This is a genomic window from Novosphingobium sp. THN1 (genome assembly GCF_003454795.1).
Taxonomy (GTDB): Bacteria; Pseudomonadota; Alphaproteobacteria; order Sphingomonadales; family Sphingomonadaceae; genus Novosphingobium.
The window spans coordinates 2,652,169-2,672,832 of record NZ_CP028347.1 but is presented as its reverse complement, the minus strand read 5'-3'; the positions used below and the strand labels follow the sequence as shown (position 1 = coordinate 2,672,832).

At 63.2% G+C, this 20,664-nt stretch carries 21 protein-coding genes, 1 tRNA gene and 1 pseudogene; 4 read left to right on the top strand and 19 right to left on the bottom strand.

Annotation, left to right across the window (positions count from 1 at the left end):
• Positions 1-44 precede the first annotated feature (44 nt).
• The 7 genes and pseudogenes from proS to radA form a co-directional block, all read right to left on the bottom strand.
• Entirely contained in the window at positions 45-1,592 is a 1,548-nt protein-coding gene (gene proS, locus C7W88_RS13260; protein ID WP_118073895.1) for a proline--tRNA ligase, read from the bottom strand.
• A 68-nt stretch (positions 1,593-1,660) separates the two neighbouring features.
• Complete coding sequence (gene phaR / locus C7W88_RS13255) at positions 1,661-2,212, bottom strand: polyhydroxyalkanoate synthesis repressor PhaR (protein ID WP_118073894.1); 552 nt, start codon at positions 2,210-2,212, stop codon at positions 1,661-1,663.
• A gap of 79 nt (positions 2,213-2,291) precedes the next feature.
• Positions 2,292-3,350 carry an alanine racemase gene (gene alr, locus C7W88_RS13250; protein ID WP_118073893.1) on the bottom strand — a complete coding sequence of 353 codons (1,059 nt, stop codon included), beginning with the start codon at positions 3,348-3,350 and terminating at the stop codon, positions 2,292-2,294.
• A 1-nt stretch (position 3,351) separates the two neighbouring features.
• Positions 3,352-4,967, bottom strand: a pseudogene (locus tag C7W88_RS13245) (MFS transporter).
• Positions 4,968-5,055: 88 nt separating this feature from the next.
• Complete coding sequence (locus C7W88_RS13240) at positions 5,056-5,484, bottom strand: iron-sulfur cluster assembly scaffold protein (RefSeq protein WP_162896053.1); 429 nt, start codon at positions 5,482-5,484, stop codon at positions 5,056-5,058.
• A 1-nt stretch (position 5,485) separates the two neighbouring features.
• Positions 5,486-6,040: a CvpA family protein gene (locus tag C7W88_RS13235; protein WP_118073892.1), complete on the bottom strand. Its 555-nt coding sequence runs from the start codon at positions 6,038-6,040 to the stop codon at positions 5,486-5,488.
• 12 nt (positions 6,041-6,052) lie between these two features.
• On the bottom strand, positions 6,053-7,420 hold the full coding sequence (gene radA / locus C7W88_RS13230) for a DNA repair protein RadA (RefSeq protein ID WP_118073891.1): 1,368 nt from the start codon (positions 7,418-7,420) through the stop codon (positions 6,053-6,055).
• 119 nt (positions 7,421-7,539) lie between these two features.
• On the opposite strand from radA, the gene C7W88_RS13225 reads away from it, so the two are divergent.
• On the top strand, positions 7,540-8,061 hold the full coding sequence (locus C7W88_RS13225) for a hypothetical protein (protein WP_162896052.1): 522 nt from the start codon (positions 7,540-7,542) through the stop codon (positions 8,059-8,061).
• Positions 8,062-8,065: 4 nt separating this feature from the next.
• Here C7W88_RS13225 and C7W88_RS13220 read toward each other — a convergent pair.
• From C7W88_RS13220 to efp, 3 genes are all read right to left on the bottom strand, one after another.
• Positions 8,066-8,149, bottom strand: a tRNA-Leu gene (locus C7W88_RS13220).
• 40 nt (positions 8,150-8,189) lie between these two features.
• Positions 8,190-9,014, bottom strand: a complete 825-nt coding sequence (locus C7W88_RS13215) for an inositol monophosphatase family protein (RefSeq protein ID WP_118073889.1) — start codon at positions 9,012-9,014, stop codon at positions 8,190-8,192.
• 3 nt (positions 9,015-9,017) lie between these two features.
• Positions 9,018-9,581, bottom strand: a complete 564-nt coding sequence (gene efp / locus C7W88_RS13210; RefSeq protein ID WP_039332301.1) for an elongation factor P — start codon at positions 9,579-9,581, stop codon at positions 9,018-9,020.
• A gap of 107 nt (positions 9,582-9,688) precedes the next feature.
• Between efp and C7W88_RS13205 the strand changes: the two genes are divergently transcribed.
• Positions 9,689-10,066 carry a hypothetical protein gene (locus tag C7W88_RS13205; RefSeq protein WP_118073888.1) on the top strand — a complete coding sequence of 126 codons (378 nt, stop codon included), beginning with the start codon at positions 9,689-9,691 and terminating at the stop codon, positions 10,064-10,066.
• Here the strand turns inward: C7W88_RS13205 and C7W88_RS13200 are convergent.
• The 4 genes from C7W88_RS13200 to thiE all read right to left on the bottom strand — a co-directional run bounded on the left by C7W88_RS13200 (position 10,058) and on the right by thiE (position 13,946).
• Positions 10,058-12,010 carry an OPT family oligopeptide transporter gene (locus C7W88_RS13200; RefSeq protein ID WP_118073887.1) on the bottom strand — a complete coding sequence of 651 codons (1,953 nt, stop codon included), beginning with the start codon at positions 12,008-12,010 and terminating at the stop codon, positions 10,058-10,060. The genes C7W88_RS13205 and C7W88_RS13200 overlap by 9 nt on opposite strands.
• A 64-nt stretch (positions 12,011-12,074) precedes the next feature.
• A complete protein-coding gene (locus C7W88_RS23760; protein WP_240344656.1) occupies positions 12,075-12,587 on the bottom strand; it encodes a L,D-transpeptidase in 513 nt (170 codons plus the stop codon).
• Entirely contained in the window at positions 12,503-13,246 is a 744-nt protein-coding gene (locus C7W88_RS23755) for a peptidoglycan-binding domain-containing protein (protein ID WP_240344652.1), read from the bottom strand. The genes C7W88_RS23760 and C7W88_RS23755 overlap by 85 nt, the downstream gene beginning before the upstream one ends.
• Before the next feature lie 55 nt (positions 13,247-13,301).
• Positions 13,302-13,946 carry a thiamine phosphate synthase gene (thiE, locus tag C7W88_RS13190; RefSeq protein WP_118073886.1) on the bottom strand — a complete coding sequence of 215 codons (645 nt, stop codon included), beginning with the start codon at positions 13,944-13,946 and terminating at the stop codon, positions 13,302-13,304.
• An 80-nt stretch (positions 13,947-14,026) separates the two neighbouring features.
• Here thiE and C7W88_RS13185 point away from each other — a divergent pair, with 80 nt between their 5' ends.
• On the top strand, positions 14,027-14,389 hold the full coding sequence (locus C7W88_RS13185) for a hypothetical protein (protein WP_118073885.1): 363 nt from the start codon (positions 14,027-14,029) through the stop codon (positions 14,387-14,389).
• 72 nt (positions 14,390-14,461) lie between these two features.
• On the opposite strand, the gene C7W88_RS13180 is transcribed toward C7W88_RS13185, so the two are convergent.
• The 5 genes from C7W88_RS13180 to tkt form a co-directional block, all read right to left on the bottom strand.
• On the bottom strand, positions 14,462-15,367 hold the full coding sequence (locus C7W88_RS13180; protein ID WP_118073884.1) for a fructose bisphosphate aldolase: 906 nt from the start codon (positions 15,365-15,367) through the stop codon (positions 14,462-14,464).
• Between the two features lie 175 nt (positions 15,368-15,542).
• A complete protein-coding gene (pgk, locus tag C7W88_RS13175; RefSeq protein WP_118073883.1) occupies positions 15,543-16,730 on the bottom strand; it encodes a phosphoglycerate kinase in 1,188 nt (395 codons plus the stop codon).
• The gene (locus C7W88_RS13170) at positions 16,727-17,197 is read right to left on the bottom strand and encodes an MOSC domain-containing protein (RefSeq protein WP_118073882.1); all 471 of its coding nucleotides are present in this window, start codon (positions 17,195-17,197) and stop codon (positions 16,727-16,729) included. Before C7W88_RS13170 ends, pgk begins: the two co-directional genes overlap by 4 nt.
• A gap of 11 nt (positions 17,198-17,208) precedes the next feature.
• Positions 17,209-18,216 (bottom strand): type I glyceraldehyde-3-phosphate dehydrogenase, encoded by a 1,008-nt coding sequence (gene gap / locus C7W88_RS13165; RefSeq protein ID WP_118073881.1) that lies wholly within the window; start codon positions 18,214-18,216, stop codon positions 17,209-17,211.
• 21 nt (positions 18,217-18,237) lie between these two features.
• On the bottom strand, positions 18,238-20,205 hold the full coding sequence (gene tkt, locus C7W88_RS13160; RefSeq protein ID WP_118073880.1) for a transketolase: 1,968 nt from the start codon (positions 20,203-20,205) through the stop codon (positions 18,238-18,240).
• A 220-nt stretch (positions 20,206-20,425) separates the two neighbouring features.
• Here tkt and C7W88_RS13155 point away from each other — a divergent pair, with 220 nt between their 5' ends.
• Positions 20,426-20,632, top strand: a complete 207-nt coding sequence (locus C7W88_RS13155; RefSeq protein ID WP_162896051.1) for a hypothetical protein — start codon at positions 20,426-20,428, stop codon at positions 20,630-20,632.
• Positions 20,633-20,664 lie beyond the last annotated feature (32 nt).

Below are 20,664 nucleotides of genomic sequence, written 5' to 3'. Positions count from 1 at the left end.
AGGCCCCTCGCAAAAAGGGTGGCAGTTGCCTGCCACCCCTTCGATCAGTAAGCCCGTGCGATCAGGATCTTCTCGATCGCCGGCTCGCCCGTGAACGGGCACATCCCGTCCGGCTTTGCGGCATCCAGCGGAGTGTTGCGGATCGTCAGCTTGAGTGCCTTGAGCTGCTCGACCACCTTGTCAAGCGCCGCGCCGGTAGGCTTGCTCCAGCCCATTTCCACCCAACCGGGGTACTTGTTGCCCTCGGCGAAGTAGGTCTTCAGGCCGTCAAGGTCGGTCACGTCACGCACGATCTGCGCATCGCGGCGTTGGCGCGCTTCTTCGTAGAGCGAATTCTGTATAGCCTCGAGTTCCGCTGCAGCCGAGGCAATGAAGTCGTCCTTGGCCTGCCCGATGAAGTTGGGCTTGGCATCCTCGCGCCACAGCCTGTCACGACGCAGCGCCGAAACCTGCCCGCCTTCGGCATCGCGGCCGCCGATCTCGAGGATCAGCGGCACGCCGCGCTTCACCCAGGCCCAGCGCTTCTGCGTGGCCTTGCCCGGACGCTTGTCGAGCAGGACGCGCACGCGCTCGCCGAAGGCGCTCTGCTTGGCCAAGGCCTTGCGGATGTCTTCGCAGTACGCCAGCAGCGCCTCGTCGCCGTCGTTGTCGCGCAGCATCGGCAGGATCACGATCTGTTGGGGCGCCACCTGAGGCGGCACGCGCAGGCCGTCGTCGTCGCCGTGGGTCATGATCACGCCACCGATCAGGCGCGTCGAAACGCCCCACGATGTGGTGTGCGCCAGCGCTTGCTGGCCTTCCTTGTCCTGATAACGGATGCCCGCAGCCTGGGCGAATGTGGTGCCAAGATAATGCGAAGTGCCGGCCTGAAGCGCCTTGCCGTCCTGCATCATGGCTTCGATCGAGAACGTCTCGACCGCGCCGGGGAAGCGTTCGTTCTCGGGCTTGGGCCCGGCGATCACCGGCATCGCCAGCGGGCCTTCGGCAAAGGCGCGATACATTTCGAGAGCGCGCAGGGTCTCGTTCATCGCATCGGCTTCGTCGGCGTGCGCGGTGTGGCCTTCCTGCCAGAGGAACTCGCTGGTGCGCAGGAACATGCGGGTGCGCATTTCCCAGCGCACGACGTTCGCCCACTGGTTGACCATCAGCGGCAGGTCGCGCCACGACTGGACCCAGCGCGCCATCGCCGCGCCGATCACCGTTTCCGAAGTCGGGCGAACGACCAGCGGCTCTTCCAGCTTGGCCTCGGGATCGGGCGTCAGTCCACCCTTGCCGTCAGAGATCAGGCGGTGGTGGGTGACGACCGCCATCTCCTTGGCAAAGCCTTCGACGTGCTCGGCTTCCTTGGCGAAGTAGGACAGCGGGATGAACAGCGGGAAGTAGCAGTTCTCGACGCCCGCTTCCTTGATCTCCGCGTCCATCAGCTTCTGGATGCGCTCCCAGATGCCGTAGCCCCACGGCTTGATCACCATGCAGCCGCGCACGCCGGATTCCTCGGCAAGCTCGGCCTCCGAAATCACGGCCTGATACCATTGGGCGAAGTCGTCAGCGCGCTTGACGTTGAGCGCGTGCTTGATTGCGGGCTTGTTCATGAGGGCGCGTTAAAGCGCAAAAGCGCTTCCCGCAATGCCGTCATAGGCATTACGGGAAGGAAAGCCGCTTACTTGGAAAGCTCGTCGAGCTTCTTCTGCATGTCTGCCATCTGCTTGCGCAGGACATCAAGGTCATCGCCTTCGGCAGCAGGAGCAGTCTCGTCCTTGGCCGTCGCGCCCGGAACGAAGGCAGCGGCAGCAGCCTTGAACATTTCCATGTTGCGCTGCGCGATCTGGGCGAGCGGATTGGCGCCGATGCTTTCCTCGATCGCCTTGCGCATCTTGGCCTGGTTCTCGCGGAAGTGCTCCATCGAAGCTTCCAGATAGCCGGGCAGGAATGCCTGCATCGAATTGCCGTACATCGAGATCAGCTGTCGCAGGAAATTGGTCGGCAGCATCTGCTCGCCGGCGGATTCCTCCTCCATGATGATCTGCGTCAGGATCGCGTGCGTCAGATCAGCACCCGTCTTGGCATCGATCACCTGAAAGTCGACATTGTCCTTAACCATCTGTGCAAGATGGTCGAGCGTGATGTAGCTTGAGGTACTGGTATTGTAGAGGCGACGGTTTGCGTACTTCTTGATTATAACCGTGCCGCTGGACTTGGATTCACTGGCCATGGTTTGGGCCCCCACTGCGACGTGCCGATAGTATTAGCATGTGCAGCATGTGCGGCGCAACAAATCTTAACAACCCCCGTCAGAATCCATTTTGGCGGGAGAAGCGCTTGCCCATCAGCGTCAGCAATTCGTACTGCGAAAGCCCGCTTTGTGCGGCTGCGTCCGAAAGCCGGTAGTCCGCCGTTAACCAGTCGCCCTCGTGGCAATCGGGCATTTCCGCCAGATCGACGATCGTCAGGTCCATCGACACCCGCCCCAATACCTGCGCCTTTCGTCCCTGCCAAAGAAACGTGCCGATGCCGGACCAGCATCGCAGGTATCCGTCAGCATAACCGAGTGAAATGATCCCGATCCGCATCGCGCGATCGGCGGTGAACAGTGCATTGTATCCCACCTGGTCACCCGCCTGCAGCGTGCGAGTCTGCAACAGCGCCGCTTCGGGCCGAACCACCGGGCGGATGTGCGGCACCAGTTCGGACCGGGCAATGCCGCCATAAAGCGCGAGGCCGGGCCGCGTCAGATCGGCATGAAAGGCCTCGCCAAGCGCAATGCCCGCGCTGTTGGCGAGGCTGTAACGCCGGGCTGGAATGCTGCGGCGGACCGCATCGAACAGCCGCAGCTGCGATTCGTTCTGCGGGACGTCTTCGTCCGCACTCGCCAGATGGCTCATGCACAGGTCGATCTGGAGCGCGCCGATTGCGGGATCGCCAAGGCAGTCAGGCGGCACGCCGAGACGGTTCATCCCGGTATCGACCATCAGGTGGCAAGGACCTCCTCCGCCACTGCTCCAACGCCGCGCCTGCTCCATGCTGTTGATGACAGGGCGGACACCTGTTGCTCGGGCAAATTCGCTTTCCTCGCAGGTCAACGGTCCATGCAGGACTGCAATGGATGCGGCAGGCACAAGAGGCAGAATCTCTGCCGCTTCTGTCCAATGCGCCACGAAGAAGGTGTCACATCCCGCTGCAGCAAGCACCGGAACAACCCGCGCCGCACCCACGCCATAAGCATCGGCTTTCACCGCAGCCCCGGCGCGCGCCCGGCCGGACAAGGCATCGAGCGCGCGCCAGTTGGCGGCGAGCGCCTCGGCATCGAAGCCGAGGCGGAGCGTCGGGGCTGGCGGGGCAGGAAAGGTGATGTCAGTCGTCCGTGAAATCAGCGGGCAGTCCTGGCTTCAAGCCCCACAGCGAGACCAGAAACGCAACGAGGACGATTACCCAAGTGTACCACAAACCAGCGTAGGGATCGCCGGTCCGGGCGACGATGTAGCTTGAAATCAGCGGCAGGAAACCCCGAAATACCCGGTGCCCAGATGATAGGGGATTGACATCGAACTATAACGTATCCGCGGCGGGAACATCTCGGAAAGCAGCGCGGCGACAGGGCCATACGTCGCGCCCGACATGGCCATGAGCAGCAGCAGCGCGCCGAGGATCAGGGCAAGGCGCAGCGGCGAAGGCTTCACCTTGGCAAAATCATAGCCGAAGAGTGCCAGTTCGGTCTGGAGCGCCTGCGCCCGGACGGACGCCTTTTCTGTCCATGGATAGTTTGCCAGAGTCAGCACTTGGCCCCCGACAGTTACGGCGAAGTTGCCCTTCTGCTTCAGAGAGTAGGAAATGCCGGAAGCCGACAGATCGGACAGGAGCTTGCCGCACTTGCTCGTCTGTTCGCCCTTGAACGGACTGTAATCGCACTCTGCTCCGGACACGACGACAGGATTTCTTTGAGCGGCCGCAGCAAGCTCGGGATTGGCTGCGGAACCCAGAAGCCAGAACGTGGGGAACAGCAACAGGAGCGTGAGCGCATATCCGATCACGATGGGCTTCTTGCGCCCGATCCGGTCCGAAAGTGCGCCTGCCATCAGGTAGAACATCATGCCGATCGCGCCGCCGATGCCGACGATGATCTCGGCCCAGGTATCGTCAAGCCGCATGGCAGACTTGAGGAACGCGAGGCTCGAGAACATCGCGGTGTACCAGATCACGGTCAGCCCAGCAGCGATGCCGAACAGCGCGATGAAGATCCGGCGCTTGTTGCCCGGATAGGTAAAGCTCTCGACAAAGGGATTGCTTGCGAGCTCACCCTGTTCCTTCATCGCCTTGAAAACCGGGCTTTCCGACAGCTTCAGGCGCATCCACAGCGACACCGCCAGAAGAGCAAGGCTGACCAGGAATGGCACGCGCCAGCCCCATGCATTCCACACTGCCTCGCTCATGACGCTCTTGCTGGTCAGGACCACGATGAGGCTCAGCACGAAACCGCCGACCACGCTCGCCTGGATATAGCTGGTGTAGTAGCCCCGCCGACCGCCGGGCGCATGTTCCGCCACGTAGACCGCAGCGCCGCCGTATTCGCCGCCGAGCGCAAGGCCCTGCAAAATCCGCAGAAGAATGACGATGGCGGGCGCGACAAGACCGATGCTGTCAGCCGAGGGAATAAGGCCGACACCTGCCGTCGCGATGCCCATGAGCGTTACGGTAACGAGGAATGTGTACTTCCGGCCGAGCTTGTCGCCCAGGAAACCGAACAGCACAGCGCCCAGAGGACGAAAGCCGAAGCCCACAGCAAACCCTGCCCATACCAGCAGCAACTGAAGCGTTGCGTTGTCGGACGGGAAGAACGTCTTGCCGATGATCGCGGCAAGTGTGCCGTAGATGAAGAAATCATACCATTCGAACACGGTACCCGCTGAACTTGCGGCGATGACGAGCCGGATGTCGGAAGCGCTCGGCTCCACGGCTCCCCCGTGCTTCATGGTATCTGGCACTCGATTTCCCCCGCGTCACTCTTATCGAACGGTGCTGTAGCCAAGCGGCATCACCTGCGGCAAGCCCCGCATTCGATCAGGGGCAGACTTGCTCTGGCAGAGCGTCCAGCGCAGCATCCCACGCCAGCAGGATCGCTGCATGCCGGGCGGGATAGGCGAGCGCCGGCTCCAGCAGAGCAACGCCCGGCCACGCGGGCAGCTTGTCCTCTCCCGCCAACCATGTCGCAAGAGAAGCGCGTGCCATCGCAATGTCAGATCGCGAGCAGCCAAAGGCATGCTCGGCAAACACTGCGGCCGCAGCCTGACCCACGGCGCAGGCGTGGGGGCGAACGCCGACTGTTTGAATTGCGCCCGCAGCGTCGGTGCCGAGCGAAAGCTCGATCGAGCTACCACAACTGCGTGACCGCGCAGCGCCGTGATACGGTGCATCCGACACCCACGGATATCGGGCCAAGGCCATGGCCTGCCCGAGGACTTCGGGCGTGTAGAGCCCGCGCCCGGACATCCTATTCGCCCAGCAATTGCTTGCGCGCCTTGCGCTTGGCAACCTCACGTGCCTGATCGGCGGCCTGTTCACGACGCTCGGAGATCAGTGTCAGCAATTCTTCACTGGCAGCATTGAGGAAGGGATAGGCGCGCGATTGCACGATCCACTGCGGTCGCCCGTCCTCGCCCCAGACCAGATCATAGCCGAAGACGATGATCGAATAGCCCAATACGACGATGATGAAGCCCTTGACGGCTCCGAACCCGAATCCGAGCACGCGATCAATCGGTCCGATCGCCGAATCCCGACTGGCCGAGCCCATCCGACGCGCAATCATGCGGGTCAGAAGATAAGGGAACAGCAGCAAAAGGAAGAAGGCGAGGACCCCAGCCCCGGTCTCGGTCGGTAGATGCCCTGCCAGCCAAATCGTCAGCGGTGCGTGGAAATAATGCACTGCCAGCAAGGCAATGCACCACGCGGCCAGAGAGAGCACTTCCTCGATGAAGCCACGCATGAATCCGCCAACGGCACCGATGCCGAGGAAGATCAGAACGACATAATCAAGACCGGTCATTGTGCCGGGAACCTATGAGCCGCCCATTATGCGGTCAATGAGATTTGGCAGCAGTTTGAGCGGAGAGTAGCGCAGGCCGTCAACCTTTTCGGCGCCAGCTTCGGGTCCGCAGCCGAGGCTGAAACCCAGTTTGGCCGCTTCGCGCAGGCGGACGGGCGTGTGAGCCACCGGTCGGACTTCACCAGCTAGCGAGACTTCCCCGAACCAGATCGAAGCGGCAGGCAGCGGACGGTCCGACAAGGCCGAGATCAGGGCTGCGGCTACGGCAAGATCGGCGGCCGGGTCGGTCAGGCGGTAACCGCCGGCGACATTGAGATAGACTTCCGCCGTGGAGAAACTGAGCCCGCACCGAGCCTCGAGCACCGCCAGCAACATGGCAAGTCGGCCGCTGTCCCACCCGACCACGGCACGCCGCGGAGTGGCCCCGCTCGCCAGCCTGACTGTCAGCGCCTGAATTTCGACCAGAACGGGCCTGGTGCCTTCGAGGGCCGGGAACACGGCGCTGCCAGCAACCTGATCCTCGCGCCCCGAAAGGAACAGCATCGAGGGATTGCCAACTTCTTCGAGCCCTGCCCCGGCCATGGCGAAGACGCCGATCTCGTCCACGGCGCCGAAGCGGTTCTTGATCGCGCGAAGGATGCGGTACTGGTGGCTGCGCTCCCCTTCGAAGCTCATGACCACATCGACCATATGTTCGAGCACGCGGGGGCCGGCGATCGAGCCATCCTTGGTCACGTGGCCGACCAGCATCAGCGAGACGCCGGTTTCCTTGGCATAACGGATAAGTTCGAACGCGCAGCCGCGGACCTGGCTGACCGTCCCGGGCGCACCTTCGATCTGGTCGGAATGCATCGTCTGGATCGAATCGATCACCAGCAGCGATGGCGGGTTCATCGAGCCAAGCGTGGTCAGGATATCTCGCACGGACGTCGCCGAAGCCAGCTGGATTGGCGCTTTGCCGAGGCCGAGGCGGTCAGCCCGCAGGCGAACCTGGTCCGACGCTTCTTCGCCGCTGATGTAGACAGCCTCGCCGCCTGCCATCGCGATCTTCGCCGCCGCCTGGAGGAGCAAGGTCGACTTGCCGATGCCGGGATCACCACCCATCAGCACAGCACAACCGGGAACGAGCCCGCCGCCCAGCGCCCGGTCGAACTCGGCAATGCCAGTGGATCGCCGCACGGGAAGCGCGACGGGCGCATCAAGCGGAACGAACGCAACGCGGCGTCCCCCGCTCGACAAGTCATGCTTGGCCGAGAAGATCGTTTCCGGCGCTTCTTCCGTCAGCGTATTCCATTCGCTGCAATCAACACATTGCCCCTGCCAGCGGGTGGTGACGCTGCCACAGGCCTGGCAGACGAAGCGACGTTTGGGTTTGGCCATGCCATGCGATTACCAGAACATAGGCGGAACGCAAGCGCATCCCCGCCATTTCCGTAGCACTTTGCTAACCACGCTATAGGGCAGCATCCTTAACGGCAGATCAGGTATGTCCCTTAGCCATGGCCGCGCCGTCTGATCATTTTCTTGGTATCCAGCCCAAGATGTACCGCCACTTTGCGGTCATCACCGTTGCCCTGTCGACCGTCATCGCCGTGTTCGCGAACGGCGATGCGCAAGAGGCGATGGCGCAGGCCGACAACCATGCCGAGCGCCAGGCCGCCAAGGCGCGGAACGGCAAGGCCAAGCTGGTCGATAACCGCTCAAGCCAGCGAAGATCGTCGTCTGGACAGGGTGGCTACACCGGTCAATTCGGCGCACCCATGGATGGCAGCGGGGGATCAGGCGGCAACAGCGGTATCATTCCCGAAGGAATGACGACCGGGCCGAGCGCGATCATCATCGAAGTTGACCAGGCGGCGCTCGCCCGAATGACGCCCGCACAACGGGCGGCCTATCTGCGCAAGCTCGAAGAAGATCGGAGAAAACGCCTGGAACAGGGGCAGGTAATTCCGACGCCCGAGCAGGTCAGCGCCCTTGCTGCGCAATCGGCGCTACGATCCGGCTCGGATGCTGTCGATTAGGGAATGGTGCCCCTGGCCCGACTCGAACGGGCACGTATTTCTACAAACGATTTTGAGTCGTTCGCGTCTACCATTCCGCCACAGGGGCACTGGACGGCACCGGCCTTAGCCAGCGCCGTCCCGAAAGGTCAAGCGTTACGGAGCGCGCCGGCAAGAAGCTTGTGGAGCTTCGAGTGCAGCGCATCGTTACCGGCGAGAATCGTCTCGTCGCAGATCGGCTGCGAGCGGCCCTTGTAATCGGACACGAAACCGCCAGCTTCGCGCACGAGCAGGCAGCCAGCAGCCGTATCCCAGGGATAGAGACCGGATTCCCAGAACCCGTCAAAACGGCCTGCGGCGACCCAGGCAAGATCGAGCGAGGCGACGCCGAAGCGGCGGATGCCGGCAATGCGGGGGCCGAGTTCGCTGTAGATGCGAATCCATTCGCCCATGTCGCCCCGACCGGAGAACGGGATGCCGGTGGCGATCAGCGCCTCGTCGAGATGACGGCGTGCCGAAACGCGCAGGCGTCGGTCCTGCAACCATGTGCCTTGCGACTTTTCGGCCCAGAAGCTCTCGTCGGTGATCGGCTGATAGACCAGCGCGGCGGTGACTTCGCCCCAGCCCTTCCCGTCCAGCGTCGGTTCCTGCACGGCGATCGAGATCGCGAAGTGCGGAATGCCGTGGAGGAAATTGCTGGTGCCGTCGAGCGGATCGATGATGAAGCGCGGCTTGCCCGGCTCACCGGCGATCTCGCCGCCTTCTTCCATCAGGAAGCCCCAGCCCGGACGCGCTGCACGGAGTTCATCCCACAGCGTGCGTTCGGAGTGCTGGTCTGCCTTGGAGACGAAGTCTGCCGGGCCCTTCTTGCTGACCTGAAGATGCTCGATCTCGCCGAAGTCGCGGCGCAGGCGGCCACCCGCCTTGCGCGCAGCGCGCTCCATCACGCGCATCAGGCCGGAAATGGCTGCCATCGATCAGTTCGCCTTGCCGACGTAGCTGCGCTCGTACACATCGACGACGATGCGCGTGCCGCTTTCGATATGCGGCGGCACCATCACGCGCACGCCATTGTCGAGGATGGCGGGCTTGTAGGACGAAGAAGCGGTCTGGCCCTTCACCACGGCGTCGGCTTCGACGATGGTGGCTTCGACCTGTTCCGGCAGCTGCACCGAAATCGGGCGCTCGTCATACATTTCGAGGAGCACGGTCATGCCATCCTGCAGGAACGCGGCGGCATCGCCGAGCAGGTCCTTGGGCAGGTTGATCTGGTCGTAGGTTTCGACGTCCATGAACACCAGGTCCTCGCCCTCGGCGTAGAGGAACTGGAAGTCCTTGGTGTCGAGACGGACGCGCTCGACAGTGTCGGCGCTGCGGAAGCGGACGTTGGTCTTGCGGCCGTCGATGAGGTTCTTCATCTCGACCTGCATGAAGGCGCCGCCCTTGCCGGGCTGGGTATGCTGGGTCTTTGCGACCTTCCAGATGCCCTTTTCGTATTCCAGGATATTGCCCGGACGGATGTCCACGCCGCTGATCTTCATGATGGAAAGAGCCTTACCGTGAGTAGGGAAGCGCGGCCCTTAGCGGTTCAGGCCCAAAGCTTCAAGCGCGATTGCCCAACGCGGCCGCCACGTGCTAGCGCAGGGCCATGAAGCGCATGGTTGTTTTCGCAGTCGGAGTTCTCGGTCTTGCCGGCGTTGCCCAAGCGGTGCCGGGTGGCAGGCTCATGGTCCTGCCCAAGGGCGGCTGGACTTGCGAAGTGCCGGGCGATGCTGCGGTGATGCCGGTCGTGAAGCCTGAACTGGGGTTCGAAACGATCCCGGATTCGAGCTACATCGCGCCAGATGGCTCACGCGGGACCTATCTGCGCCTGGCAGACAAGGTGACGATTACGAGCGGCGTGTTCGCCGGCCGCCGGTTCCAGATGGACGGCGAGGAAATCATGCGCGAACTGGCGACGGACGACAAGCCGTTGAACCTGCGTTGCGTCCACGCCGGGCCGGTCAACCTTTCGGCCTCAGGCTAATCCTACCGCGCTGTCACGGCGCATGCGCCAGTAGGCGTAGGCGATGATACCGCCGAACGCGATCACACCAAACGGCAGCGCCGCCGGGAAATCCTCGACCACGGCCAAGGCATCCGGATTGTCGGTCGCCGCGACGATTGCGGCGTAGGCAATGTTGAACAGGCTATCGCCGACGATCAGGCCGGTGGCGGTAAGGACTCCCATGCGCTCGGCAAATTCGGGCGCTGACTGACGCGCGGCCCAGCCATTGTAAAGGTGGCCGAGGACCGCGCCGACGATGACCATGATCGTTACCGAAGTTGGCAAATACATGCCCATGCCGACGGCAAGCGGCGGGAGCGAGCGGTTGCCGTTACGCTTCAGGATCTCGTCGACGAAGATAACGCCCACGCCGATCGCTGCGCCGAGACCGACGAGGTTCCAATCGAGATTGCCGCCCAGTACGCCTTGGGCAATGGCGGAGATCAACGAGGCCTGCGGGGCCGAAAGCGCGTTCTCGCCTGCGCCGGGCGCTCCTTGGAAGCCGAAAGTGGAGTTGAGCAAGTCGAGGATCGGCGGGATCACCAGCGCGCCGAACAGCACACCCAGGACGAGAGCGACCTGCTGACGCCACGGTGTTGCCCCGACGAGCTGGCCGGTCTTGAGGTCCTGCAGGTTGTCATTCGAGATCGTTGCGACGCCGAACACGATGGCGGTGACGAACAGTGCGAAGGCGACGAGCGCCTTGGTGTCGTCCTCGCCCAGCCCGCGCCCGAACAGCCCGAGCAGAAGGAGCGAGATGCCGAGCGCGGCGAGGATGCCGACGCCGGAGATCGGACTGTTGGATGCACCAATCAGGCCGGCCATGTAGCCGCAGACTGATGCGATGATGATGCCGGCGACAAGGACATAGACCACCGACGCGACCAGCGACAGGCCAAGAGCGCCAGCAACCGGGCCTCCGGTAGCAAAGTCTGCCAGCAGCAAGGCAATCGGGATCATCGCCGCAAGTATGGTGCCGCCGACGATGCCGATGGGAATGTCTCGCTCGGTCAGGTCGAGGCTGTCCATCCCGGCTCCGCTGCGGGCGCGATTGGCAGCGATGGCCGCCGTCACGCCCCTCACGATCGGGCCGATCACCCGGAGCAGGGTCCAGATCGCCGCGACGCCGATCGTGCCCGCGCCGATGAAGCGGATCTTCTGGCGGAACACGGTGCCAACGAAATCGGCAAGCTCGGTGCCGGCTGGCACGCCGCCTGCAGTAAGTTGCGGCAGCAGGATGCCGAAACTGATGACGATGCCGACAAGCATGGCGATACCCACAGCGAGGCCGACAAGGTGGCCAACGCCGACGAGTGCAAGCGACAGTCCGCCAGTCAACATCGAACCGCCGGTGCCGACCTTGAACGCGCCGCCCACTTCCTCGACCGCCAGCTTCATCTTGGCGAGCAAGGGGTAGAGCGCAGCGAGAAGGCCGCCCGCGGTTACTGCAGCAAGGCCCTTCCGGTTCTCTTCCGCACCACCAACCCCTGCCCCAACCTTGAGAACTTCAGCAGCGGCGACACCTTCGGGATATGGAAGTTCGGAGCCGGTCACCAGAGCGCGACGCAGCGGCACGGAATACATCACGCCAAGGATACCGCCGACGGCAATGACCGCGACCGACTCCCAGTAAGGGAAGTCCGCCCACCATCCGACCATGACGAGACCGGGAAGCACGAACACGATTGCAGACAGCGTGCCTGCCGAGCTCGCGATCGTCTGGACGATGTTGTTTTCCTGGATCGTCGCGCCCGAAAACGCGCGCAGAACCGCCATGGAGATGACAGCCGCCGGGATCGATGTCGCGAAAGTCAGGCCGATGCGCAAGCCAAGGTAGACGTTGGCGGCCGTGAACACGATCGTCAGGATCGCGCCCAGCACCACGCCGCGAAGTGTCAGTTCCCTTGGGGCCATGCCGCTCATTTGCGCTCCATCCGGTGTAAACGGTGGACTGTCTTGCACGACGAAGCACGCATGGGAAGCGGCATCAGCTTACAAACGAAACCTTCGTCGCGCCCGTTACCATCTGTGCAAGCCGCGCTGCGTCCCAGTTCGTCAGGCGCACGCAGCCATGGCTTTCGGCGCGTCCAATGGTCTGTGGCTCGGGCGTCCCATGGATGCCGTAGTGTTCCTTGGAAAGGTCGATCCACACCACACCGACGGGGCCATTCGGGCCGGGCGGCAGGAGATGTTCGCCCTTGCTGTCGGGCACGTCCCAGAACAGGCTGGCGTCATAGGAGAACTCGGGATTGTAGGATTTTCCGTTGATCTTCCAGTCGCCGAGCGGCAGCGGATCGTGGGATGATCCGGTGGTGACGGTGAAGACGGCCACCAGCTTCTCGGACTTGTCGTAAGCTTCAAGGATTCCCTTGGACTTGCTGACGACGATGCGGGCCGCTTCGGGCTGGGCGTCGCTTACACCCAGGTTCGCCAGTGTCGAGATCCAGCCCTTGTTGTCGACCTTGTCTGGATCGATCCGGTCGCCGCCAATGTTGGGCACGCGAAGCTGCATTCCGGCGCGATACGCTTCGACCGGGGCGTGTCGGCCGTTGGCGGATTGCGGGTCTGCCGTTCCTTCATGGCGGCTTCTCGCGCTGCGGCAACTTGTGCCAGAGAGGGGTTCAATCCGCGCAGAACCTCGGGCGTAGTATGAAAGCGCTCGGCAAGCTTCTCCTCCAGCGAGGTGTAGCCCATTGCCGGAAGCTTGGCCTGCTGCGCCGGGTCTTTCGGCAGCGGTTCGTAGTGGCCTGCTGCAAACTCTTCGGGAATCGTGACGACGCGTGTTGCGGCAATGTTCGACCAGCGCGACAGCGCCTTCATCGTCACATCGTCAAACCTGCCGGTAACGGGCAGGCCGTTGGCCTTCTGGAAGCCGCTCACGGCATTCGCGGTTGATAGGCCGGTCTTGCCGTCGATGATGCCGGCAGAGAACCCGAGGCGTTCCAACACCACTTGCGCCTGCATCACCGGGCGCGCCGCGTCTTCCTGCTGAGGCGGCTGCCCCGGCGCAGGATCATTTGACGCCATCGGCACCGTGAACGCGGGTGCGCTTGCCACGGTCTCGCTCGGGGTTGGCTCAGGCTTGTTCGAATTGCAGGCGCTGAGGCCCACCACGCCGAGAATAAGGAAAGACGATGCGGCTAGATTGAAACGGGACATTGGCGCTCCGGAGACATTGCCTCTCCAGAACCCCCTGCCCTCGCCGCCGGTTCCGTTAGGAGTCCTCGTTCAGTCGCGGATTTGCGCGGATTGCGTCAAAGAAGGCCGCCACATTGGCCGCCTCGTCGCCACTCCACACGGCATTGCTGACGGCCAGAAAGTCGGCGCCGGCCTGGATGAGCGGCGCGCAGTTCTGCGGCGTGATGCCCCCGATCGCAACGCAGGGCAGTTCGAAGATCGACTGCCACCATTCAAGCAGGTCCAGCCCCGCGACGTGCTTGGTGTCCTTGGTGCTGGACGGGAAGAAGGCGCCGAACGCAACGTAGTCGGCCCCCGCCTCGCCTGCATCCATGGCGAGGTGGCGGCTGTCATGACAGGTAACGCCGATCTGCGCATTGCGGCCAAGACGGTCACGCGCGTCCTTCACGTCGCCATCGTCCTGCCCAAGGTGCACGCCATCGGCGCCAAGGCGCCTGGCCAGGCTGATCGAATCGTTGACGATGAAGGCGACCTCGCGGTCCGCGCAGATGCGCTGGAGCGGTTCGGCAAGACGCGCAGCCTCGTGCTCGTCCACGCCCTTCACCCGGAACTGGAATGCTGCCACGGGCCCTGCATCGAGCGCGCGGGCGAGCCGTTCGGGAAAGGTGCCTGCAACATCGAGCGGCGAGATCAGGTAGAGTTCGGAGGAAAGCTTTGCCATGCCGGGCGCCTTATCGGTAAGCCGCCGCCGCTGCAACTTCGGTTCCGGAACGGTTCATCCGGCGAGAGCATTGTCGAGGGATGACCAAAGCCTTCCTTGCCCTCATCCCGGCGGTTGCTCTTGCCGCTTGTGCAACAACCACGAAACCCGAACGCACCGACGGCCACGCGATGGTTGGCCAGACAACGCTTGTCGGTGCTGACAAGGTGCGTGTCGATTCGCTGATTGAAGACAGCCGCTGCCCGATGAATGCGCGCTGCGTGTGGGCCGGTCGCGTGATTGTCGAAGCAACGCTGCAACGCGGCGGCATGTTCGAGACCAGACGTTTCACGCTGGGTGAGCCGAGTGAAGGTATCATGCTCGATAGAGTCGAGCCCGGCCGCCTTGCCGGCAAGAAACTCAAGCCGTCGGACTACCTGTTCCACTTCAGCGTCGCGCAATAACCCCGCACAATAAAACACCCCGCCCCGGCTGTGCCGGTGACGGGGTGGCCTTTCCGTCCTCTCAAACGGGGATCAGGCGGCGACGAGAGTCTTCTGCGTCGAACCCGTGTAGATTTCGTCGATTGCCGCGGCCAGCGAGGCATCGAATTCCGCATCGGTCATCTGGTGACGCAGGTCTTCGAGCAGGGCGCGGCTGAAGCTGGCGATGATGCCGGTATTCTTGGCCAGCTCGACGCAAGCCTCGGGACGCTTGTAGCCACCCGACAGGGCGACGACACGCAGAACCTTCGGATGGTTGACCAGCGGGTCGAACGTGCACGGCACGATCGGCAGCGAAAGCTTGAGCATGACCTGCACGCCGTCTGCCAGCGCGTCGAGGTTCTTGAGGATTTCCTCGAGCAGGATCGCGTCGCACTCGGCGCGGGTCTCGCTCTTGATGTTCACTTCGGGCTCGATGATCGGCATCATGCCGTGGCTGAGGACCTGCTTGCCAACTTCGAACTGCTGCGCAACCACGGCAGCGATGCCTTCACGGTTGGCCGAGTTGATGACCGAGCGTTCCTTGGTGCCATAGACACCCATCGCCTTCGAACGGACCAGCAGCTCGTCCAGCGTCGGCATCGGCTTCATCAACTGAACGCCATTGGCTTCGTCTTCCAGACCCTTGTCGATCTTGATGAAGGGGACCACGCCCTTCTCGATCAGCGCCAGTGGGACAGGCTTGCCATCAACCGTGCCATCCATCGTACGCTCGAACAGGATGGCGCCGATGACCTTTTCGCCGGAGAATGCATCCGAACGGATGATGCGGGCGCGCATCTCGTGGATCAGGCCGAACATTTCCTCTTCGGAGGCCCACGCACCCTCTTCGATGCCATAGCCCTTGAGAGCCTTCGGCGTCGAACCGCCCGACTGGTCAAGTGCGGCAATGAAGCCGTTGCCGGAGGCCATCTTCGCGGTCATTTCGGTCGTGTTCATCTGCGGGTCCTGTTCTGCGCAGAAACGGCGGAATTCCGTCTCCGCATACCTATGCGTAAAGGCGCTTTTGAAAGACGCTCCCGAAATTCGAAGAGCGTCTGAAAGAGCGCATACCTATGCGGATATGCGCCATAAAGGAGCGCGTGCCGCAGTGCAACACGCGCTCCTGAATTTTTTAGCCTTCGAGGGCTGCCACGCCCGGCAGTTCCTTGCCTTCCATCCATTCGAGGAAGGCCCCGCCCGCCGTCGAAATGTAGGTGAAATCGGCAGCAACGCCCGCGTGGTTGAGCGCGGCGACAGTGTCGCCACCGCCCGCCACCGAAACCAGCGAACCTTCCTTGGTCAGGGCAGCGGCCGTCTTTGCCAGGGCGACCGTGGCCGCATCGAACGGTTCGGTCTCGAAAGCACCCATCGGGCCGTTCCACACCAAAGTACGGCAGGTCTTCAGCGCATCGCCCAAAGCTTCGACCGCTGCTGGCCCCACGTCGAGGATCATCTCGTCCTCGGCGACCTCATGGACGTTGCAGGTGCGCAAGCTGGGCGGATTGGCTGCAAATTCCTTGGACACGACCACATCGTAAGGCAGGTGCACGGTGCAGCCGGCCTTATCGGCATTGTCGAGGATTTCCTCGGCGGTTGCCTTGAGATCATGCTCGCACAGAGACTTGCCAACGTTGACGCCACGCGCTGCCAGGAACGTGTTGGCCATGCCGCCACCGATGATCAGGTGATCGACCTTTGTCACAAGATGCTTTAGCACGTCGAGCTTGGTCGAGACCTTTGCGCCGCCGACAACCGCCGCGACCGGACGTTCCGGCTCGCCCAGAGCCTTCTGCAAGGCCTTGAGTTCGGCCTCCATCGCGCGGCCAGCGAAGGCTGGCAGCACATGGGCGAGACCCTCGGTCGACGCATGTGCGCGGTGGGCGGCCGAGAAGGCGTCGTTGACGTAGATATCGCCGAGGCTGGCGAAGCGCTCGATCACGGCCGGATCGTTCTTTTCCTCGCCGCCGAAGAAGCGGGTGTTTTCGAGCACCGCGATGGCGCCCGATGCCAAAGCCGCAACCGCAGCCTTGTCGCCTTCCCAGTCAATATAACTGACGGGACGGCCAAGCACGTGCGAGAGCGGTGCAGCGAGCTTCTTCAGCGAGAACTCTTCCGAGGGCTGCCCCTTGGGACGGCCGAAATGGGCCAGAACCAGAACCTTGGCCCCCTTGTCCGACAGTTCGTTCAGCGTCGCGACGGTCGCACGAAGGCGGGTGTCATCGGAAACGGCGCCGTCGGCCATCGGCACGTTGAGGTCTTCGCGCACGAGCACGGTCTTGCCGGTCAGGTCGCCGATATCGTCCAGAGTCTTGAAGCTCATTCCTCGATCCTCACTTCGTCGCCGATCGCGATTTCGCCATCGGTCAGCACCCGGCCGAGCACCCCGCCGCGCCAGTCTGGCATCAGCGCGAGTTTCAGGCCGGGCAGGATTTGGTCCATGCGGCTGCACGGGTCGCATTCGCAGGTGGTCTCGATCCGCAGGCTCTTACCGATGGCGATGATTTTGCCCGCCTCTCGCGGGAGACGGATGCCATGAACCAGCAGGTTCGCGCGGCGCACGTGCCAAGGGAGCAGTTGGTCAGCGGAAAGCTTGAGATCGGCGAGCGCCGCATCCCAACTTTCGGCTTCGATCAGCGAGATCTGCCTGCGTCCGGATTTGCCGGGGCGAATTGCCCCTCGCAGGTCACCTCGAACGCCAAGTTCGCGTGTGACCGAAACGTGATCGAGCGTCTCGATAGGCCCGCTCGGCCGATCATGCCGTGCAATGCCTTCGAGACGCCCGCTCACTTCAGCGTACCTTAGAGAAACTTCGCCATCGCGCCCGCAGTGTCGAGCATGCGGTTGGAGAAGCCCCACTCGTTGTCGTACCACGACAGGACGCGGACCAGCTTGCCCTCGAGCACGGCGGTCTCGAGGCTGTCGATGGTCGACGAATGCGGGTCGTGGTTGAAGTCGATCGAGACCAGCGGCTCTTCGGTGTAGCCGAGCACGCCCTTCAGCGCGCCTTCGGCCGCAGCCTTGAGCAGGCCGTTGACTTCTTCAACGGTCGTGTCGCGCTTCGGCGTGAAGGTCAGGTCGACGACCGAGACGTTCGGGGTCGGCACGCGGATCGACGATCCATCGAGCTTGCCCTTGAGGTCGGGCAGAACTTCCCCGACGGCAACGGCAGCGCCGGTGCTGGTCGGGATCATGTTCATCGCAGCCGCACGGGCACGACGCGGATCGCTGTGGATCTGGTCGAGGATCTTCTGGTCGTTGGTGTACGAGTGGATCGTGGTCATCAGGCCACGCTCGATGCCGATCGATTCATGCAGGACCTTGGCCATCGGCGCGAGGCAGTTGGTGGTGCACGATGCGTTCGAAACGATCTTGTGATCGGCGGTCAGCTTCTCGTGGTTCACGCCATAGACAACCGTCAGATCGACGTTCTTGGCAGGAGCCGAGATCAGCACGCGCTTGGCGCCGGCATCGATGTGCTTCTGGCCACCATCGCGGTTGGTGAAGAAGCCGGTGCATTCCAGCGCGATATCGATGCCGTTGGCAGCGTGCGGAAGGTTCGCCGGATCGCGCTCGGCCGTCACCTGGATGCGCTTGCCGTTCACGATCAGGTCGTTGCCATCAACCGAAACTTCGCCCGAGAACGCGCCGTGGACGCTGTCGCGCTTGAACAGCAGGGCGTTCGCTTTGGCATCGGCCAGGTCGTTGATCGAGACCAGCTCAAGGCCGCAATCGGGCCGTTCGAGGATGGCGCGGGCGACGTTACGCCCGATGCGTCCGAAACCGTTGATTGCAACCTTGATCGCCATGTCAGGTATCTCCTGTTTGAATTACGAAACCCGCGAGAGGATCTGCGGGACAATCTTTTCGGCGGTGAGGCCGAAGTGATTATAAAGGGCGTCGATCGGAGCCGATGCGCCGAACGTGTCGATGCCGATCGACAGCCCATCGCCGACATACTTCTGCCAGCCCAAGGTTACGCCAGCCTCGATCGAGACCTTGAGCGCGTCGGCTGGCAGCAGGTCTGCCTTGTAGGCCGCGTCCTGCTCGTCGAACAGTTCCCAGCACGGAACCGAGACGACGTCGGCGCCAAGGCCCTTCTCTTCAAGCGCTGCAGCGACCTTCATCGCCACTTCCACTTCGGAGCCGGTTGCCAGAAGCACGACCTTGCGGGCCGAGGACGACGCGACGAGACGGTAGGCGCCCCTGGCGCTCTTCATCTCGGCGTCGAAACGGACTGGTGGCAGGTTCTGGCGGGTCAGCGCGAGGACCGACGGACGGTCCTTGTTGGCCAGGGCGAGCGCCCAGGCTTCCGCTGTTTCGATGGCATCGGCCGGGCGGAACACCAGCAGGTTCGGGATCATGCGCAGGGACATGACATGCTCGACCGGCTGATGGGTCGGGCCGTCTTCGCCAAGGCCGATCGAATCGTGGGTGAACACGTAGATCGCACGGACATGCTGCAGGGCCGACATGCGCACGGCATTGCGGCAATAGTCGGAGAAAACCAGGAAGGTGCCACCGTAGGGGATGATCCCGCCGTGCAGCGCCATGCCATTCATCGCGGCAGCCATGCCGAATTCGCGGATGCCGTAGTAGACATACCGCCCGTCATAGCTTTCCGGCGTGAACGGTGCGGTCGACTTGGTCTTGGTGTTGTTCGAACCGGTAAGGTCGGCCGAACCACCCACCATCTCGGGCACGTTGGCGGTGAACGCTTCCAGTGCCATTTCGCTCGACTTGCGGGTCGCAACCTTGGGCGGCGTGGCGATCAGCGGCTGGATGTAGGCATCGAAACCGGTTTCGGCCGGAAGGTCGCCATCCATGCGGCGAGCGAGTTCGGCAGCCTGCGGGTTGGCAGCGGCGCGCTTTTCCCACTCGGCGCGAGCGGCCTTGCCGGCTTCCGAAGACGAGCGCCAGTTGGCGAGAATGTCAGCCGGGATTTCGAACGGAGCCGAAGTCCAGCCCAGATATTCGCGCGCAGCGGCGATTTCGTCAGCGCCAAGCGGCGCGCCATGGACGTTGTGGCCACCCTGTTTGTTCGGCGCGCCCTTGCCGATCACCGTGCGGCAGGCGACCAGCGACGGACGCGGATCGGCCTTGGCCTCGGCCAGAGCGCGAGCGATATCGGCGAAGTCATGACCGTCGCACGACGTCACGTGCCAGCCCGACGCGGTGTAGCGGCCGAGAATGTCCTCGGTGGTCGAAAGCGAGGTATCGCCGTCGATGGTGATCTTGTTGTCGTCCCATAGGACGTTGAGGCGCCCGAGCTTGAGCGTTCCGGCAAGGCCCACGGCTTCATGGTTGATGCCTTCCATCAGGCACCCGTCGCCGGCGACAACCCAGGTGTGGTGATCGACCAGGTCGTCACCGAACTGCGCGTTGAGGTGACGCTCGGCCATGGCGAAGCCGACGGCCATGGCAAGGCCCTGACCCAGCGGGCCGGTGGTGCATTCCACGCCCGGGATCAGGAAGTTCTCGGGGTGACCGGCGCAGACGCTGTCGATCTGGCGGAACTTGCGGATGTCTTCCATTGTCGGGCTTTCGTAGCCCGTCAGGTGAAGCAGCGCATAGATCAGCATCGAGCCGTGGCCGGCCGACAGTATGAAGCGGTCACGGTCGGACCACTTGGGCGCCGCAGGATCATGCTTCATGAACTGCGTCCACAGCACCGTTGCCACGTCGGCCATGCCCATGGGCATGCCGGGGTGACCGGAATTGGCTGCCTGAACCGCGTCCATGGCAAGCGCACGGATCGCGTTGGCCATGGGAGCCAGCGCGGTGGAATCGCGTGTCATGCTGAAAAAGCCCTTCCCTGCGAGCGGCCGAACGGCTGTGGCCGCATGAATCCGGTGATTCGGAGCGGGGTCTCTTTGGTCACCATGGGGCCGAGGGTCAAGGCTGGCGCGGCGGCTTCTTTATTGCAGGTGCACAATATGAGCTTCTGCGCCCGACTTTCCCCGGCGCAGACGTGCCATGGTGTTGCGCGCCCTTGCGATTGTGCTAGCGTGCAATGCCATGGCGACGGAAGCACTCGGCGCCGCTCTGGACCGGCTTGAGCAGGCGCTCGCGCGGGTCGAAGGAGCGGTCGCGCAACAGGGAACCCCAGGGGCTGCAGCGGGCGAAGAGCTGGCGCTGCTCAAGGTCCGTCATCGGCGCCTGAAGGACACGGTCGCCCAGGAATTGCGCCAGCTCGATCTGCTGCTGGCAGGCCTGCCGAAATGAGCCTCCGAACATGAGCCCCCTTGGCATGAGCC

What these genes read in the sequence shown, in the direction of transcription:
- proS (WP_118073895.1), bottom strand. Translation starts at nt 1,592, where the DNA reads ATGAACAAGCCCGCAATCAAGCACGCGCTCAACGTCAAGCGCGCTGAC.
- phaR (WP_118073894.1), bottom strand. Translation starts at nt 2,212, where the DNA reads ATGGCCAGTGAATCCAAGTCCAGCGGCACGGTTATAATCAAGAAGTAC.
- C7W88_RS13240 (WP_162896053.1), bottom strand. Translation starts at nt 5,484, where the DNA reads ATGTCCGGGCGCGGGCTCTACACGCCCGAAGTCCTCGGGCAGGCCATG.
- C7W88_RS13235 (WP_118073892.1), bottom strand. Translation starts at nt 6,040, where the DNA reads ATGACCGGTCTTGATTATGTCGTTCTGATCTTCCTCGGCATCGGTGCC.
- radA (WP_118073891.1), bottom strand. Translation starts at nt 7,420, where the DNA reads ATGGCCAAACCCAAACGTCGCTTCGTCTGCCAGGCCTGTGGCAGCGTC.
- C7W88_RS13225 (WP_162896052.1), top strand. Translation starts at nt 7,540, where the DNA reads ATGGCCGCGCCGTCTGATCATTTTCTTGGTATCCAGCCCAAGATGTAC.
- C7W88_RS13215 (WP_118073889.1), bottom strand. Translation starts at nt 9,014, where the DNA reads ATGGCAGCCATTTCCGGCCTGATGCGCGTGATGGAGCGCGCTGCGCGC.
- efp (WP_039332301.1), bottom strand. Translation starts at nt 9,581, where the DNA reads ATGAAGATCAGCGGCGTGGACATCCGTCCGGGCAATATCCTGGAATAC.
- C7W88_RS13205 (WP_118073888.1), top strand. Translation starts at nt 9,689, where the DNA reads ATGAAGCGCATGGTTGTTTTCGCAGTCGGAGTTCTCGGTCTTGCCGGC.
- C7W88_RS13200 (WP_118073887.1), bottom strand. Translation starts at nt 12,010, where the DNA reads ATGAGCGGCATGGCCCCAAGGGAACTGACACTTCGCGGCGTGGTGCTG.
- C7W88_RS23755 (WP_240344652.1), bottom strand. Translation starts at nt 13,246, where the DNA reads ATGTCCCGTTTCAATCTAGCCGCATCGTCTTTCCTTATTCTCGGCGTG.
- thiE (WP_118073886.1), bottom strand. Translation starts at nt 13,946, where the DNA reads ATGGCAAAGCTTTCCTCCGAACTCTACCTGATCTCGCCGCTCGATGTT.
- C7W88_RS13185 (WP_118073885.1), top strand. Translation starts at nt 14,027, where the DNA reads ATGACCAAAGCCTTCCTTGCCCTCATCCCGGCGGTTGCTCTTGCCGCT.
- C7W88_RS13180 (WP_118073884.1), bottom strand. Translation starts at nt 15,367, where the DNA reads ATGAACACGACCGAAATGACCGCGAAGATGGCCTCCGGCAACGGCTTC.
- pgk (WP_118073883.1), bottom strand. Translation starts at nt 16,730, where the DNA reads ATGAGCTTCAAGACTCTGGACGATATCGGCGACCTGACCGGCAAGACC.
- gap (WP_118073881.1), bottom strand. Translation starts at nt 18,216, where the DNA reads ATGGCGATCAAGGTTGCAATCAACGGTTTCGGACGCATCGGGCGTAAC.
- tkt (WP_118073880.1), bottom strand. Translation starts at nt 20,205, where the DNA reads ATGACACGCGATTCCACCGCGCTGGCTCCCATGGCCAACGCGATCCGT.
- C7W88_RS13155 (WP_162896051.1), top strand. Translation starts at nt 20,426, where the DNA reads ATGGCGACGGAAGCACTCGGCGCCGCTCTGGACCGGCTTGAGCAGGCG.